This is a genomic window from Nonomuraea sp. MTCD27 (assembly GCF_041950495.1).
Classification (GTDB): domain Bacteria; phylum Actinomycetota; class Actinomycetes; order Streptosporangiales; family Streptosporangiaceae; genus Nonomuraea.
In genome coordinates, this window is sequence record NZ_JBGNUW010000019.1 from 281,623 (window position 1) to 297,021 (window position 15,399).

Annotated in this window: 13 protein-coding genes; 7 read left to right on the plus strand and 6 right to left on the minus strand. The window is 72.3% G+C overall.

From position 1 onward, the window contains the following. The first annotated feature begins 1 nt into the window (after nucleotide 1). Nucleotides 2-2,746, plus strand: coding sequence for a hypothetical protein (locus ACBJ59_RS44740; RefSeq protein WP_375116175.1), 2,745 nt, complete (start codon nucleotides 2-4; stop codon nucleotides 2,744-2,746). Here the strand turns inward: ACBJ59_RS44740 and ACBJ59_RS44745 are convergent. After that, complete coding sequence (locus ACBJ59_RS44745; RefSeq protein WP_375116176.1) at nucleotides 2,743-3,525, minus strand: thioesterase family protein; 783 nt, start codon at nucleotides 3,523-3,525, stop codon at nucleotides 2,743-2,745. The two genes, ACBJ59_RS44740 and ACBJ59_RS44745, sit on opposite strands and share 4 nt — an antisense overlap. A 97-nt stretch (nucleotides 3,526-3,622) precedes the next feature. Here ACBJ59_RS44745 and ACBJ59_RS44750 point away from each other — a divergent pair, with 97 nt between their 5' ends. Next, nucleotides 3,623-4,324 carry a TetR/AcrR family transcriptional regulator gene (locus ACBJ59_RS44750; RefSeq protein ID WP_375116177.1) on the plus strand — a complete coding sequence of 234 codons (702 nt, stop codon included), beginning with the start codon at nucleotides 3,623-3,625 and terminating at the stop codon, nucleotides 4,322-4,324. Here the strand turns inward: ACBJ59_RS44750 and ACBJ59_RS44755 are convergent. Next, nucleotides 4,309-5,136 carry a nuclease-related domain-containing protein gene (locus ACBJ59_RS44755; RefSeq protein ID WP_375116178.1) on the minus strand — a complete coding sequence of 276 codons (828 nt, stop codon included), beginning with the start codon at nucleotides 5,134-5,136 and terminating at the stop codon, nucleotides 4,309-4,311. The genes ACBJ59_RS44750 and ACBJ59_RS44755 overlap by 16 nt on opposite strands. A 139-nt stretch (nucleotides 5,137-5,275) precedes the next feature. Here ACBJ59_RS44755 and ACBJ59_RS44760 point away from each other — a divergent pair, with 139 nt between their 5' ends. Genes ACBJ59_RS44760 through ACBJ59_RS44770 form a run of 3 tightly spaced genes read left to right on the plus strand, consistent with a single transcriptional unit; the run spans nucleotide 5,276 to nucleotide 7,398 of the window. Further along, nucleotides 5,276-6,682, plus strand: coding sequence for an amidase (locus ACBJ59_RS44760; protein ID WP_375116179.1), 1,407 nt, complete (start codon nucleotides 5,276-5,278; stop codon nucleotides 6,680-6,682). 52 nt (nucleotides 6,683-6,734) lie between these two features. Then, nucleotides 6,735-7,025: a hypothetical protein gene (locus ACBJ59_RS44765; RefSeq protein WP_364127321.1), complete on the plus strand. Its 291-nt coding sequence runs from the start codon at nucleotides 6,735-6,737 to the stop codon at nucleotides 7,023-7,025. Nucleotides 7,026-7,032: 7 nt separating this feature from the next. Further along, complete coding sequence (locus ACBJ59_RS44770) at nucleotides 7,033-7,398, plus strand: DUF5130 family protein (RefSeq protein ID WP_375116180.1); 366 nt, start codon at nucleotides 7,033-7,035, stop codon at nucleotides 7,396-7,398. Here the strand turns inward: ACBJ59_RS44770 and ACBJ59_RS44775 are convergent. The 3 genes from ACBJ59_RS44775 to pepN all read right to left on the minus strand — a co-directional run bounded on the left by ACBJ59_RS44775 (nucleotide 7,395) and on the right by pepN (nucleotide 12,328). Next, entirely contained in the window at nucleotides 7,395-8,345 is a 951-nt protein-coding gene (locus ACBJ59_RS44775; RefSeq protein WP_364127325.1) for a hypothetical protein, read from the minus strand. The genes ACBJ59_RS44770 and ACBJ59_RS44775 overlap by 4 nt on opposite strands. A 53-nt stretch (nucleotides 8,346-8,398) precedes the next feature. Continuing rightward, nucleotides 8,399-9,670, minus strand: a complete 1,272-nt coding sequence (locus ACBJ59_RS44780) for a protein kinase (protein WP_375116181.1) — start codon at nucleotides 9,668-9,670, stop codon at nucleotides 8,399-8,401. Between the two features lie 93 nt (nucleotides 9,671-9,763). Then, on the minus strand, nucleotides 9,764-12,328 hold the full coding sequence (gene pepN / locus ACBJ59_RS44785) for an aminopeptidase N (protein WP_375116182.1): 2,565 nt from the start codon (nucleotides 12,326-12,328) through the stop codon (nucleotides 9,764-9,766). Nucleotides 12,329-12,417: 89 nt separating this feature from the next. Between pepN and ACBJ59_RS44790 the strand changes: the two genes are divergently transcribed. After that, nucleotides 12,418-13,038, plus strand: coding sequence for a disulfide bond formation protein DsbA (locus tag ACBJ59_RS44790; protein ID WP_375116183.1), 621 nt, complete (start codon nucleotides 12,418-12,420; stop codon nucleotides 13,036-13,038). Nucleotides 13,039-13,138: 100 nt separating this feature from the next. Next, nucleotides 13,139-14,542: an aldehyde dehydrogenase family protein gene (locus ACBJ59_RS44795; protein WP_375116184.1), complete on the plus strand. Its 1,404-nt coding sequence runs from the start codon at nucleotides 13,139-13,141 to the stop codon at nucleotides 14,540-14,542. 71 nt (nucleotides 14,543-14,613) lie between these two features. On the opposite strand, the gene ACBJ59_RS44800 is transcribed toward ACBJ59_RS44795, so the two are convergent. Continuing rightward, nucleotides 14,614-15,318, minus strand: a complete 705-nt coding sequence (locus ACBJ59_RS44800; RefSeq protein ID WP_375116185.1) for an SDR family oxidoreductase — start codon at nucleotides 15,316-15,318, stop codon at nucleotides 14,614-14,616. Between the last annotated feature and the right edge of the window lie 81 nt (nucleotides 15,319-15,399).

A 15,399-nucleotide genomic window follows, 5' to 3' on the forward strand; every position in this document is an offset into this window, starting at 1 on the left:
GATGAGCCACGGGGCAGCCATGCTGGACGACTCCGCCCGGGTCGGCAACTTCATTCACACGATAGACCGCCTGTGCCGCAGACCGGCCAGGGGTGAGGGAGTCCAGGACTCGCCACACGTCGCCAGACGGCCCCTGCTGGCCTCCTGGCGCAGGGGGACGGACGACGGCCAGCACACCGGCCGGAGGGGGATCCCGCTCGTCCAGCTCAGCGAGGCGGGCGACTGGCCGGCGGTGCTGGCGCCCCGGAAGACGGCGCAGAAGACGGGGCAGAAGACGGCGCGGGAGCCGGGGAAGGACGGATCCGCCACCCACGTCATCTCGCCGGGGATCCCGCGCGCCAATCCGGACATCCAGCCGGGCGAGCCGGTGCCGAAGATGCTCTCCCGGATCGTGTCCGCGCTGCGCAGCAACCGGTTGCGCTTCCCGCGATACCGGCTGGTCGCGCTGCTCGTCGAGCAGCTCGAGGAGACGCACGGCCGGGAGGAGCACGCCCGCCGCGTCCTGCGCGAGGCGGACCGCACCTGGGGCTGGGGGGTGGACACGGCGGGCACGGGCGCGGAGCACGTCCCTTTCCCGGTCAACCTGCTGCTGCGGCTGTTACCGGGGTTCCTGCACGACCTGCGGCTCGGCGGGCGGGTCCCGGGGCTGGGCGGGCGCTTCCGCTGGCTGCGACGGGCGCTGTCGCGGGACGACCGTTCGGCGCCGGGCGTGCCGGCCCTGCTCGCGGACCTGGACCCGGCCGACGAGGACCGCGTCTCCCGGCTGCTGCTGAGGGCGTTCATGGACGATCTCGCCAGGCAGTACGAGCGCTCGCCCCTGCACGTCCGGGGCGCCGGTCACGTGTTCTACCCGCTCCTGCTGCTCAACGAGCACGGCGGCGCCCTGGTGGAGCTGATCGAGGAGCGGCGGGCGGACGTCGACAGGTTCGACCCGGTCGTGGTGGTCTCGTACACGCCCGACACGGTCCTGCTGGAGGACGACGAGGAGCCGCTGTGGATGCTCGTCCGCTGGCGCAGGGAGCTGGTCACCGCCGACGGCCCCGCGGCCTGGCGGCAGGTGCTGCGGACCCCGCTGGACATCTGCGCGCCGGCGCTGCCGGCCGACCTCGCCCGGTACGACGTCGCGGACCCCACCTGGGTGCCGCCGGCCCGCGTGGCACCCTGGTGGTCGTCGTGGACCGCGATCGCGCTGTTCTGGATGGCCCTGGCGGGCGCTGTGGGCGCGTACGCGGGCCAGACCGCCGCCTGGCACCGCAACGCCTGCGCCACCGGCCTGTGGACGCCCTGGGCGGAGAGCGGCAGGCAGCTGGCCGGCACCGAGTGCGTCGGCGTGGCCGAACCCGACTACCTGTTCGCGCCGGGCAACGCCGAGATGGAGCGGGTGCAGGCCGTCCTGCGGCAGGAGAACGAGCGGGCCGCCCGCCTGCACGAGGGCGGCGACCGGCCGTACGTGACGATCGTCTACCTGGCCGCGCTGACCTCCTCCGACCGTGACACGCTGGCGGCCGCCCGCGAGGGCCTGGCGGGCGTCGCGATCGCCCAGAAGCGGCAGAACGGCGCGGCGGGCCCCAGCGAGCCGCTCGTACGCATCCTGCTGGCCAACGCCGGCGGCCGGATGCAGCACGGCTCGCGCATCGCGCGGCTGCTGCTGCGCTACCGCGACGACGAGGCGCCCATCGTGGGCGTGGTGGGCCTGGACCAGAGCCGCCAGGAGACCGTCGCGGCCATCCAGGAGCTGGGCAAGGCCGGGTTACCGATGGTGGCCTCCACGCTGTCGGCCGACCGGCTGGTCAGCGACTCGCCGTTCTACTTCCAGGTGGCGCCGCAGAACTCCCGGCAGGCGTGGATGGCCGCGGCCTTCGCCGACTCGCTGGTCCGCGAGGGCGAGATCAAGCGGCGGGCCCGCGTCTACTACTCGCACGACGAGACCGACTACTACGCCGCCAACCTCAGGACCCGGGTCCTGGCCCGGCTGAAGGAGCGCGGGTTCGCGGCCGAGGGCCACCGCTTCACGCCGGTCGGGTCGGCCAAGCCGGGCGCGGCGGACAGGAGCGAGGACGCCTACGCGGGCGAGCCGAGGGACGCGGGCGTGTCGGCCTGCGGGTTCGACGGGCTGGTGTACTTCGCCGGGCGCGGCATCCCCGACTTCGCGGAGTTCGTGAAGGGGGTGGCCGACAAGTGCGCGGGCTCGCCGCCGACCATCCTCGGGGGCGACGACGTCACCAGGTACGTCGCCGACGTACGCGTCCGGTCGGCCGTCACCGGCATCGGCTACTACTACGAGTCGTTCGCCGCGGCCCCCAACAGGTGCGGCGAGCCGCAGCGGCACGACTTCTACACCGACCTGTTCGCCACCTTCCCCTTCGAGTGCGAGGAGCCGGGGCCCGGCCGGACGCTGGACGGGCACGCCGCCCTGTCGTACGACGCCACGGAGACGATGATCACCGCGATCCGGCGGCTCGGGAAGGAGCGCCACCGCGTCCCGGTGAACTCCTACACCGTCTGGCGCCAGCTCGGCACCCTGCACACCCCCGACCAGAGCGGCCACGCCATCGAGGGCGCCACCGGCGCGCTGGACTTCGGCGCGGCCTCGCCCCGGCAGTACCCGCTGGACAAGGCCGTGCTGATCCTGCACGCCAAGGGCGCCGAGCGCCCCACCCAGGTCGGGGCGTGCGGCAACATCACCCGGGCCACCCGGTCGGAGTTCTTCCCGTGGTGCGACTCGATCCCGGAGATCTACCGCTAGGCCGGCAGCCGTACGGCGGCGAGCTGGGTCGCCTGGCCCACCAGACGGCCCTTGTCGTCCCAGACGTGGGCCACCTCGTCCATCCGGTCGCCGCCGACGTCCGTGGCCGACAGCCGCACCCGGATCGGCCCGGGGGCGGGCAGCCGGCGGATGTACGCCGAGAGCTGGATCGTCGGCACCCACCCCGACAGCCCCAGGTCGAACGAGACCGGCGGCACCGGGTCGAGCGCCACCAGCAGGCTCAGCGGGTCCCAGTCGGAGCCGTCGGCCAGCCGCTGCCAGCTCGCGATCACGCCACGCCTGGAGGGGGCGCCGAAGGCGAAGGCCAGGTGCTCGGGGTCGATGCGTTCCTCGACCACGGCCATCAGGGGCACGTGCATGCCCGCGCCCGGCGGGTCGACGGGGGTCAGGAAGCAGTCCTGCTCGCGCGGCAGGCGTACCGGCTCGTGCCCCGACCACCAGGGGTCCGAGTCGTCCAGCAGGCCCAGCGTGATGTGCGCCTCGACGCGCGTGCGGCCCTCCTGCACGAGCGCGGCCCTCACCTGGGCCACGCTCCGGCCCACCCGCAGCGTCTCGACCCGCGCGACGGCCTCGCCCGGCTCGGGTGGCTGGATGAACGAGCCGCTGACCGCGGTCACGTGCGGGTGCCCGCCCCCGGCGGGGCTCTCACAGGCGGCCCGGGCCAGCACGGCCAGCAGGTAGCCGCCGTGCAGCCGGGTCCCGACGCTCCACTGCGCGTCCAGCACGGCGCCGAACTCGCCCTCGCGAAGCGCTGTCAATGCTGTCGCTTCCTGAAAAGTCCCCATTGTCGGTAAATCTCCCCTCCGCAGAAGGTCAGATTGACATCGTCAACTTGACGGCGTCAACCTGAGATCCATGACCACCAGACGCGTACGCGCCAGGCGTGGAGAGGGCGCGCTGCTCCGCGAGGAGATCCTGCGCGCGGCCGAGGACCTGCTGGCCGAGTCCGGCAGCGAGGACGCGCTCACGCTGCGCGCCGTCGCCTTGCGGGCCGGCGTCTCCACCCCCTCGGTCTACCTGCACTTCGCCGACAAGGAGGAGCTCGTCGAGGCGGTCTGCCTGCGGGTGTGGGACGAGCTGGGCCGGCTGTTCACCGACAACCTCGGCGGCGACCCGTTCCTCGCCCTGGGCAAGTGCGCCCGCGCCTACGCCCGCTTCGCCCTCGACCACCCGGTGCAGTACCGGGTGCTGATGATGCGCCCCTCAGCGGCCCCCGGGGTGCCGCCGGCCGCCGCGCAGGCCTTCGGGCACATGGTGAACGCCGTCTCGGCCTGTGTGGAGACGCGGGTGCTCGAAGGCGATCCCGAGGCGCTGGCGCTCGGCCTCTGGTCGGCCGTGCACGGCTGCGTCTCCCTGCTGATCGCCCAGCCGTCGTTCCCGTGGCCGCACGACCGGGAGGCGCTGATCGACCACATCGTGCGGCAGGCGGGGTTCGGGGCGGCGGTCTACTCGCGGCTGCCGCGCCGGCTCCCCCCGAGCACGGAACTGGCCGCCCACCTCGACGCCTTCGGCGCGAGACTGGCGGCCAGAGTGGACGGAGATCAGCCCTCGCCGTAGCGGGCGGGCAGCACCTGGGCGGCGATGTCGTGGATCCGGTCGATCTCGGCGGCGGTCAGCGCCCGCTCCCGCTTGGTGATCCACCGGCGGGCGCGGTCGCCCTGGTAGACGTCCACGCCGCGAATCGTCATGATCTTCCATGGCACCGGCGGGCCGTAGATGGCCAGCGAGGGCACGACGGAGATCTCGCGGCCGAACGACTCGCTGATCAGCTCGCTGGCCCGCGACGCCTCCCACTTGGCCTCGGTGAGGCGGGGCTTCATGTCGAAGGGGCCGTGGAAGAGCTTCTTGCCCATCTGCACGCGTACGGGCAGGCGCCGGTCCCACTTCTCCGAGTCGACCGCGTACACGCCGGTCGGGCCCACCACGAGGTGGTCGATCTGGGCCTCGCTGCCCGGGATCGCCCTGGCGTGCAGGGTGCGGTAGCCGCTGCGCTCAAGTTTGCGCAGTTGCGCCTCGGTGCGGCGCTCCGCCACGGACGTCCGCCGCCACGCGGGCACGGACGAGCTGGAGCGCGCACGGTAGACCGCCTCCAGGACGGCCGCGATCACGCCCGCGGACACGCCCACCCGCCAGTCGCGCACCAGGAAGCCCACCGCCAGACCGACGAGGACCGCCAGGATCAGGCGGTTGCGCAGGCGGCGGAAACGTGGCTGCTGGAGCAGGCTGCGCGCGGACGCGCGCTCGACGGGCGCGTACGTTGTGGTGGGCGCCGAAGGCTTCGCGGCGGCGGTCTCATCCTTTTCTGGCCGTTCGCTCACCCAGATGGGAGACGCGTTGTGACCGTCTTCACGCTGGTTGTCGGAGTCCACGTAATTCACCGTAGCCCGGGGTTCTGTTCGATTCCTAGTGTTGCCGTGTCCATAGTTTTATGGCCCAGCTCATCGTGTTCCACGCGTGTTTTCGGGGTATGTCTACTGTTCTTCTCTAGAGAAGCCTAGGGTGCCGAACGTGCGAGAACTTCACGAGCTTTCCGCGCTCGAGCAGGCTCAGGCCGTCCGCTCCCGGGAGATCTCACCGGTCGAGCTCACCCGGCACTACCTCGACCGGATCGAACGCATCGACCCGCAGGTCGGCGCCTACGTGACCGTGACCGGTGAAAAGGCACTCGACCAGGCGCGCCGCCTGGAGCGCGAGCTCCCGGACGGTCCCCTCGCCGGAGTGCCGATCCCGGTGAAAGATCTTAACCTGGTGAAGGACGTGCCGATCATGTTCGGCTCGGCCACCTACCGGGACTTCGTGGCTCCGGTGGACGACACGGTCGTGACCCGGCTGCGCGAGGCGGGCACGGTCATGCTCGGCAAGACCGCCACACCCGAGTTCGGGCTGCCCTGCTACACCGAGACCTCCGTCTCGCCGCCCACCCGCTCGCCGTGGGACCCGCGGACGTCGGCCGGCGGCTCCAGCGGGGGAGCGGCCGCCGCCGTGGCAGCCGGGCTCGCGCCCGCCGCCCAGGGCAGCGACGGCGCCGGCTCGATCCGCATCCCCGCCTCGGTCTGCGGCCTGTACGGCATCAAGCCCACGCGCGGCCGCATCAGCTGGGCCCCGATCATCCCCGACCTGGCGGGCCTGTCCACCAACGGCCCCATCGCCAGGACGGTGGCCGACGCCGCGGCCCTGCTCGACGTCATGGCCCACAACGCGCCGGGCGACCTCTACCTGGCGCCGCCGCACGACGGGACGTTCCTGGCCTGCGCGGGGCGCGACCCCGGAAGGCTGCGCATCGCCCGTTACGCCGCTCCGGTCGTGCCGGGCACGGAGCTCGACCCCGAGGTGCTGGCCGCGTACGAGGAGGCCGCCAAGACGCTCGACGACCTCGGTCACGAGGTCGTCGAGATCCCCCGCCCGTTCGGCGCGGAGCTCGTGCCCGAGTTCGTCACCATGTGGTTCTCCTTCGCCTGCATGCACCCGGTCGCCGACGAGCACCACGACCTGCTCAGGCCCCTCACGCGCTGGCTGCGCGAGCGCGGCTTCGCCACCCCCGCCCCCGACTTCCTCCAGGCCCAGGCCCGGCTCCAGCTCGCCACCCGGGGCGCCCTGGAGCTCACGAACGCCTACGACGCCGTGCTCACCCCGACCGTCACCCAGCCGCCCAGGCCGGTGGGCTGGTTCGAGGACGGCGACGACCCCGAGCAGACGTTCGAGCGGATGAAGCACTTCGCCGCCTTCCCGGCCATCTACAACATCAGCGGCCAGCCCGCCGTGAACCTCCCCCTGCACTGGAGCGAGGACGGCCTGCCCATCGGCGTCATGCTGGCCGGCCGGGTCGGCGGCGAGGGCACGCTGATCTCTCTGTCCGCACAGATCGAGGCGGACAGGGGCGGTTTCTGGGGCGACCGGCGCCCGCGGGTCTGGTAAGACACGCAGGACGGGTCTGGCCGGACCCGCTCATGAGGATTACGGTCTTGGTGTGAACAGCGCAGCGGAGATTCTGCTCTTTCTCATCGGGGTGTCCATGGGGCTGTTCGTGCTGATCAGCCTGATCGTCATGGTGCCGGGGCGCGGCGCGCAACGCCGGATCGAGTCAGGCCCCACGTGGCTGGGCGGCCCCCTCAGGAGCGAGCGCGGGGTGAGCACGTCCGGTCTGGTGCTGGCCGACCGGGTGGCCCACTGGGCGGAGGTGCCCGAGCACGACTGGGTGGCGGCGGCCGAGACGGCGGAGCCCGGCCGGCGGGCCGGCGGCGCCTCCGCGGGATGGTGAGGTGACGATGCGAGGACTGACCGCCGCGCAGGCCGACGACCTCCGGCAGGCGCTGCACACCGCCGAGCGTCGCAGCGGGCTGCGGTTCGGCCTGTTCCTCGGGGAGCCGGTGGGCGGGCGGCGGCACTTCGCCGAGCGCCTGCACGCCGCCCTGGGCGAGGAGTCCGACGACGCCGTGGTGATCTTCGTGGACCCTGTGGGCCGGGGCCTGGAGATCGTGACCGGCGAGCGCGCCCGGCGGCGGCTGAGCGACAGCACGTGCCGGCTGACCGCGATGTCGATGGCCACCGCGTTCAGCGTGGGGGACCTGATCGGCGGCCTGCTGTACGGGATCGGCGCGCTCGGCGAGCAGGCCACCCCGGCCCGCCGTTAGGTCCGCTCCAGCAGGGTCACGACGTGCGCGCTGACCCCGGCCAGCAGCGTCGCCGGCTCGATGGTCGCGTCCGCGACGGCCGAGAACAGCGCGGGCAGCCCCGGCAGCGGGAACCCGTCGTCCTTCAGCGCCGCCGTGCCGATCGGGTTCTTGTCGAGCGCCGCCCGGCTGCGCTCCCAGGCGTCGAGCACCTCCTCCGGCGACGGCACCCCGAAGCCGTGACCCACCGGGGCCGCGTGCCGCAGGCGTACGAGCGGGGTCTCGGCGAAGGCCAGCGCCGTACGCGCCCGCGCCTGCAGGTCGGCCCGCGCCTCGGGACCGATCCAGTCCATGGCCGTGCACGGGTTGCGGCAGGTGGCCACGCACACGCCCACTGCGCCCGCGACCTGGCTGTGCTGCCGGTCGAAGTACGCCCGCCAGCCCTCGGCCGGCTCCAGTGACACCCGAAGCGTCCGGTTCGTGGCCGACTGCTCGGACTTGGTGTGGTCGCACTCCCGGTCGCCGATCACGCCGAACCTGCTCCCGGGCGCGCTCAGCCCCGCCGGCCACCTGGCGGGGTCGCCGGCGTGGCCGAGCTGCGGCTCGAAGGCCAGCAGCGGCAGGTATTCGCTGGCGATGTGCACCGCGGCGATCATCGGGCTCAGCTCGCGCCGGTGCCACCGTGCGGCGATCACCTCCAGCAGCAGCCCGTACGCGGGACGGAGCGACTCCAGCGCGCCACGCGGCTGCTCGCGCGGGGTCTGCGGCATGTGGCAGGCCCGGGCGCGGCGCCGTAGATCGGCGGGCACCACCCGGGCCTCGGCCGCGAAGTCCTCGGCGTCGAGCGAGAGCAGCCGGTGCCCGAACTCGCACACCTCCGCGATCTCCACGTCGGGCGCGAGCGCCCCCAGATCGGCGAAGGCGTAGCGGCGGGCGAGGGCGATGAACAGGTCACGAGTCGAGTCCACGCGATGACTTTCTCACGATCAGCGGGCTATTACGGACATGAAACCCATGGGTGCTATCCCGGGCACGGGGCGCGGATGCACTGAATTTCACCGGGTGGCCTGCTGATCGTGGGCTCGGACGTCGGCTCCTCCGGGCCCGGCGTGGTCGGCTCCTGCGACGGCTCCGGCTCGGAGGTGGTCGGGGTGGCCGTCGGCGTCGTCGCGGTCGGGGTCGCGGTGGCCGACGCGGTGGGGCTCGGCACGCGCGTGGCCCGGGTGGCCCGCGGGGTGGGCACGCGCTTGGTGGGCGGCGCGGACTGCTTCCGCGTCGCCGACGGCGAGGTCGGGACGAGGTCGGTCGCGGTGCCGCTGACGCTGGGCGGGCTGACCTCGACGCCGGTCGTCGGCTCGGCGGGCCGCAACCACACCGAGCCGGCCACGGCCGCGGACACGACCACCGCGGCGGCCATGGTCAGCACCGCCCGCATGGTGCGCCGGCGGTGGGGCGCGGGCAGCGCGCCTGGGGTGGTCAGCGCCCGGCGCGCGGCCTCGCCCATCTGCGGGGCCGTCTGCCAGCGCGCGTCGGGCGTCTTCTCCAGCGCCCGCGCCACCACCTGCCGCGGGCCGGGCGGCACGCCGTCGGGCAGGCGGGGCATGGGGGAGTTGAGGTGCTTGAAGATGATCTGCACGGGAGTGTCGCCCTGGAACGGCAGATGCCCGCTCAGGCACTCGTACGCCACCACGCCCAGGGCGTAGATGTCGACCGCGGGCGTCACGTCGCTGGCGGTGGCCATCTCCGGAGCGCAGTAGCCGGCCGAGCACAACATCGTCCCCGTGGCCGTCAGATGACCGGCCGAGACCGAGTGGGCGATGCCGAAGTCGGTGAGCACCACCTTGCCGTCGGGCCGGACCATGAGGTTGGCCGGCTTGACGTCGCGGTGCACGATGCCCTGCGCGTGCGCGGCGGCCAGCGCGTCGGCGACCTCCGCGACCAGCCGCATGGTGACCTCGGTGCCGAGCGGGCCGCGCCGCAGCACGCGGTCGAGCGACTCGCCCTGCACGTATTCCATGACCAGGAAGCTCACCTGGCGCCCGTCGACCTCGCAGATGCCGTAGTCGTAGACGTCGACGATGCCGGGATGGCGCAGCGAGGCCATCGCCCTGGCCTCGTTCTGGAAGCGCTGGGCGAACGTCGGGTCCTCGGTGAGCGCGGGCATGAGCACCTTGACCGCCACCGTGCGCCCGAGGACCGTGTCGTCGGCACGCCACACCTCGCCCATGCCGCCGCCGCCGAGGCGGCCGCCGAGCACGTAGCGGTCGTTGAGGGTGGTCCCGGCGCCTAGCACGGTTCGAGGCTAACACCACGCGTCGGATGCCCGTGTCAAGTCGGCGCAGCCGGCGGACCCGCGGGTCCACCGGCTGCGCAGGTCAGGCGGGGGTCAGGCGGACGCGGCGTCCTTCTCCCGGTTGCGCAGGGCGCGGCTCACGCCGTCGGCGCCCTCCAGGATGAGCCGGCGCAGCGCCTGCGGCGGCTGCCCGGTCGCCAGGAAGTCGTGCGCCGCCTGCACCGTCGCCGGCTCGATGAGCAGCGAGGGGAAGCAGCCCACGGCGAACGTCGAGGCCTGGTCGAACGTCCACTCCTGGTAGATGCGGCCCACCTCGGCGAAGTACTTGTCCCGGTAGGGGGCCAGCAGCTCGGGGTGGTGCGGCTCCTGGAAGCCGCCGATCGTGGTGCGGGCGATGTGGTTGGCCAGCTTGCCGCCCACGATCCGCTCCCACGCCGCCGCCTTGGCCTCGGCCGTCGGGATCGCGGCCCGGCACTGCGCGGCCGAGCGCTCACCCGTCGCCGTAGGGTCGCGCTCCAGCTCGGCGTCGATGTCGGCCTCGGCCAGCACTCCGCCGGAGACCAGTGCGTGCACGAGCGTCCAGCGCAGGTCGGCGTCCACGGTCAGCCCCTCGGGCACCGCGGAGCCGTCGAGGATGCCCCGCAGCACGCCCAGGTCCGCCTCAGAGGTCGCCACCGGGGCGAACGCCTGCAGGAAGGCGAGCTGTTGGTCGGAGCCGGGCGCGGCCGAGCCGAGCAGCGAGCGCAGCTCGGTGGCCAGCAGCGCCAGGCCCTCGGCCCGCCAGGCCGGGTCGGCGTACTGCTGCACGGCCATCCGCGCCTGCCGCAGCACCGCCTGCAGGACCGTGATGTCGGCGACCGTGCCGGCGCCGGAGACGACCAGCCTGACGTAGTCGCGCGTGGACATCTCGCCGTCACGGGTCATGTCCCAGGCCGCCGACCAGCACAGGGCGCGCGGCAGCGACTCGGTGAACGCGGCGATGCCGCCGTCGACCAGCGTCCGCATCGATCCCTCGTCGAGGCGGATCTTGGCGTAGGTCAGGTCGTCGTCGTTGAGCAGCACCAGGTCGGGCTGCTCCTCGCCGATGAGCTGGGCCACGTTCGTACGGGCGCCGACCACGTCCAGCTCGACCCGCTTGGTCCGGGTCAGCTTGCCGTCGGCCAGCGCGTAGAGGCCGATCGCGACCCGGTGCGAGCGCAGCGTCGGGTAGTCGGCCGGCGCCTCCTGCAGCACCTCGAACCTGGTGAAGCGGCCCCCGGACACCTCGAACTCCGGGCGCAGCGTGTTGACCCAGGAGGTCTCCAGCCACTCCTTCGACCAGGACGACAGGTCGCGGCCCGAGGTCCGCTCCAGGGCGTTGAGCAGGTCCTTCAGCTCGGTGTTGCCCCAGGCGTGCTCGGCGAAGTAGTCGCGCACGCCGGCCAGGAAGTTGTCCAGGCCGACGTAGGCCACGAGCTGCTTGAGCACCGAGGCGCCCTTGGCGTACGTGATGCCGTCGAAGTTGACCTCGACCGCCTGCATGTCGGGGATGTCGGCGGCGATGGGGTGGGTGGAGGGCAGCTGGTCCTGGCGGTAGGCCCAGGACTTCTCCACGTTCGCGAACGTGGTCCACGCGCCCTTGCCCCACCGCGTGGCCTCGGCCTGGGCCAGCACGGACATGTAGGTGGCGAACGACTCGTTCAGCCACAGGTCGTCCCACCAGCGCATGGTGACGAGGTCGCCGAACCACATGTGCGCCATCTCGTGCAGGATCGTCTCGGCGCGCCGCTCGACCACCGCGTCGGTGACCCGGGAGCGGAAGACGTAGTCCTCCAGGAACGTCACGCAGCCCGCGTTCTCCATCGCGCCGGCGTTGAACTCGGGCACGAAGAGCTGGTCGTACTTCCCGAACGGGTAGCGCACGCCGAACACCCGGTGGAAGAAGTCGAAGCCCTGCCGGGTGACCTCCAGGATGTTGTCGGCGTCGAGGTGCTCGGCCAGCGAGGCCCGGCAGTAGATGCCCAGCGGGATGCCGTCGTGCTCGGAGGTCACCTTGTGGTACGGCCCGGCCACCAGCGCGGTGATGTAGGTCGACATGACCGGCGTGGCCGGGAACTCCCACCGCCTCGCCGCCTGCACGGTGCCGTGCCGGCCGGGCTGCTCGGGCAGCTCCGTCACGGTGGAGGCGGCGGCGTTGGAGACGACCTCCCAGCCGGCCGGCGCCAGCACCGTCAGCTGGAACGTGGCCTTGAGGTCGGGCTGGTCGAAGCAGGCGTACATGCGGTGCGCGTCGGCCGTCTCGAACTGGCTGTGCAGGTAGACCCCCTGATCCACGGGGTCGACGAAGCGGTGCAGGCCCTCGCCGGTGCGCATGTAGCTGCAGTCGGCGTCCACGATCAGTTCGTTGGACTCGGCGAGCGAGGGGAGCGGGAAGCGGCCCTTCTCGGCGTCGTAGGCCGACACGTCGAGGGCCTCGCCGTTGAGGGTGACCTTGCGGACGTTGGCCCCGTGCAGGTCGATGAAGGTGGAGGAGCCCGGACGGGTGCCGGCGAAGCGGACCGTCGTGACGCTCTCGAAGCGCTCGTCTCCCTCCGTAAGGTCGAGTGCGACCTCGTACGACTCGACCTTCAACAGCCGGGCGCGCTCACGAGCCTCGTCCCGGGTCAGGTTGCCTGCCAAGTTGCGCTCCTTTTCACCACTTCGTCGGGGTTGTCCGTATCCTGCCATGCCGGGAATAGGACCCGAACCACCTCAGGTTACGGGCAGACATGACAGAGAAGATTCCCGTGGACCTGTGGTTCGATCCTTCCTGCCCATTCGCATGGGTTACGTCACGGTGGCTGCTCGAAGTTGAGAAAGTTCGGCCCATCGAGCCCCGCTGGCGGCAGATGTCGCTCTACTTCCTCAACGAGGAGAAGGACGTCCCGGCCGACTATCTCGAGCGCGCCGCCCAGGCCATGGGCTCCGTCAGGGTGGTGGCCGCGGCCGCCGCCAAGCACGGCGACCAGGTCGTCGGGCCGCTCTACACCGGGCTCGGCACGCGCCTGCACAATCAGGGCCTCGGCAAGGAGCCGGAGCGCCTGCGCGAGGTCATCGAGGGCGCGCTCGAGGACGCCGGGCTCGACCGCGGCCTCGCCGAGGCCATGCACTCCGAGGAGTGGGACGGCATCATCCGCGCGTCGCACGACGAGGGCATCGGCCTGGTCGGCCAGGAGGTCGGCACCCCGATCATCCGCGTCGGCGACAACGCCTTCTTCGGTCCGGTGATCACCAAGATCCTCCGTGGCGACGACGCGGGCAAGCTGTGGGACGGCGTGCTGGCCGTCACCCAGTACGACGACTTCTTCGAGCTGAAGCGCACGCGCACCAAGCGCCCGCAGTTCGACTGATCCCACCCGGGAGAAGAAAAGCCGGGTCGCGGTGGAAAGGGCTTATCCCCGAATCAGGATGGCCTCGCGTTGTGGCCCGGGTCACTGTCAGGATGGGGCTATGCGTCAGCTGTACATCGGCGGCTCCTGGACCGCTTCGGCATCGGACGAGCCCATCGAGGTCGTGAACCCGGCCACAGAAGAGATCATCGACCGGGTGCCCGCGGGCTCGCCCGACGATGTCGAGGCGGCCGTGAGCGCTGCCAGAAAGGCCTTCCCCGACTGGTCACGAACAGCCGCCGCCGAGCGCGGCAAGCTGCTCGCCGACGCGGCCGAGCTGCTGAAACAGCGTTCCGACGAGGTGGCCAAGACCATCGCCACCGACATGGGGGCGCCGCTTGGCTTCGCGCTCAAGGTGCAGACGCTCATGCCCACGACCGTCCTGGCCTCCTACGCCCGGCTCGCCGAGAGCCACCCGCGCGAGTCCCGCGTGGGCAACTCGCTGGTGGTGAAGGAGCCGATCGGGGTGGTCGCGGCGATCACGCCGTGGAACTACCCGCTGCACCAGATCGTGTGCAAGGTCGCCCCCGCGCTGGCCGCCGGGTGCACCGTGGTGCTCAAGCCGAGCGAGGTGGCGCCGCTGGCCGCGTACGCGCTGGCGGAGATCTTCGACGAGGTGGGCCTGCCGCCGGGCGTGTTCAACCTGGTCAGCGGGCGGGGGCCGGTCGTCGGCGAGGCGCTGGCCGCCCACCCCGAGGTCGACATGGTCTCCTTCACCGGCTCCACCGCCGCGGGCCGCCGGGTCTCCGCGCTCGCCGCCGAGACGGTCAAGCGGGTCGCGCTCGAGCTGGGCGGCAAGTCCGCCAACCTCATCCTGCCCGACGCCGACCTGGCCCTGGCCGTCAAGGTCGGCGTGGCCAACTGCTTCGTCAACGCCGGGCAGACCTGCTCGGCGTGGAGCCGCATGATCGTCCAGCGCGACCAGTACGACGAGGCCGTCCACCTGGCCGTCGAGGCCACCCGCGGCTACCAGGTCGGCGACCCCTTCGACGAGTCCACCCGGATGGGCCCGCTGGTGTCGGCGGCCCAGCGCGACCGCGTGATCCGCTACGTCAACCGGGGCCAGGAGGAGGGTGCGCGGCTGGTGGCCGGCGGCACCGACCGGCCGCACGAGCGCGGCTACTTCGTCGAGCCCACGGTGTTCGCGGGCGTGGAGCCGGGCATGACGATCGAGCAGGAGGAGATCTTCGGGCCGGTCCTGTCGCTGATCCCGTACACGACCGAGGACCAGGCCGTCGAGATCGCCAACGGCACCAAATACGGCCTGGCCGGCGCCGTGTGGGCGGGCACCGAGGACCACGCGGTCGCGGTCGCCCGCAGGCTGCGCACGGGCCAGGTGTCCGTCAACGGCGGCCGGTTCAACCCGATGGCCCCCTTCGGCGGTTACAAGCAGTCGGGCGTGGGCCGCGAGCTCGGCGAGCAGGGGCTCGAGGAATACCTCGAGGTCAAGTCACTGCAGCTCTAGCCTCATGGTCCTCGTGGGTCTCATGGCGTGGGGGAGGCACGGCGGGCGTCCCGGCCCGCCGTGCCGCACGGTCAGAGGAACAACCCGCCGGTGGCCAGCACGTTCTGCCCGGTCACCCAGCGCCCGTCGGGGCCCGCCAGCATCGCGACCACCGCGGCGATGTCGTCGGGCCTGCCCAGCCGCCCCAGCGCGGTGAATGTCGGCGTCATCTCCAGCGCCTCCGGCGGGTTGGCGCCCCGCAGCATGTCGGTGTCCGTGGCGCCGGACGAGACCACGTTCACCGTGATCCCGCGCCCGCCCAGCTCCCGCGCGGCCACCTTGGCGAACTGCTCCATGGCGCCCTTGCTGCCGCAGTAGAGCGCCAGGGCCGGCGCGGGCAGCCGTGTGTTGAGCGAGGAGACGTTGATGATCCGGCCGCCGTCGCGCATGACCCGCCCGGCCCACTGGATGGCCAGGAAGACGGCCCTGGTGTTCACCGCGAACACCCGCTCGTAGTCCTCGTCCGTGATGTCGGCGATGGGCTTCTGCGCCTCGGCGGTCGCCGCGTTGTTGACCAGGATGTCCACCCCGGGCAGCCGCGCCTCCGCCTCGGCGAACAGCCGCGCCAGGTCCTGCTTGTCGCCGAGGTCGGCTCGTACGGCGTGCGCGCCCGTCTCCTTGGCCACCTGCTCCGCCGCCTCGTCCGAGCTGGCGTAACAGAAGACGACTTCCGCGCCGTCGCCGGTCAGTCGCTCCACGATGGCCTTGCCGATGCCCCTGGAACCTCCGGTAACCAATGCTCCTTTTCCGGAAAGTACGCTCATCCCGCCAACCTATGCCGGCCCGCGTTCAGCGGGCCGGCACAGGCTGCGATTTCT

Excerpts from the sequence above, each read along its gene's own strand:
- ACBJ59_RS44740 (WP_375116175.1), top strand. The coding sequence starts at position 2 with ATGAGCCACGGGGCAGCCATGCTGGACGACTCCGCCCGGGTCGGCAAC.
- ACBJ59_RS44750 (WP_375116177.1), top strand. The coding sequence starts at position 3,623 with ATGACCACCAGACGCGTACGCGCCAGGCGTGGAGAGGGCGCGCTGCTC.
- ACBJ59_RS44770 (WP_375116180.1), top strand. The coding sequence starts at position 7,033 with ATGCGAGGACTGACCGCCGCGCAGGCCGACGACCTCCGGCAGGCGCTG.
- ACBJ59_RS44790 (WP_375116183.1), top strand. The coding sequence starts at position 12,418 with ATGACAGAGAAGATTCCCGTGGACCTGTGGTTCGATCCTTCCTGCCCA.
- ACBJ59_RS44795 (WP_375116184.1), top strand. The coding sequence starts at position 13,139 with ATGCGTCAGCTGTACATCGGCGGCTCCTGGACCGCTTCGGCATCGGAC.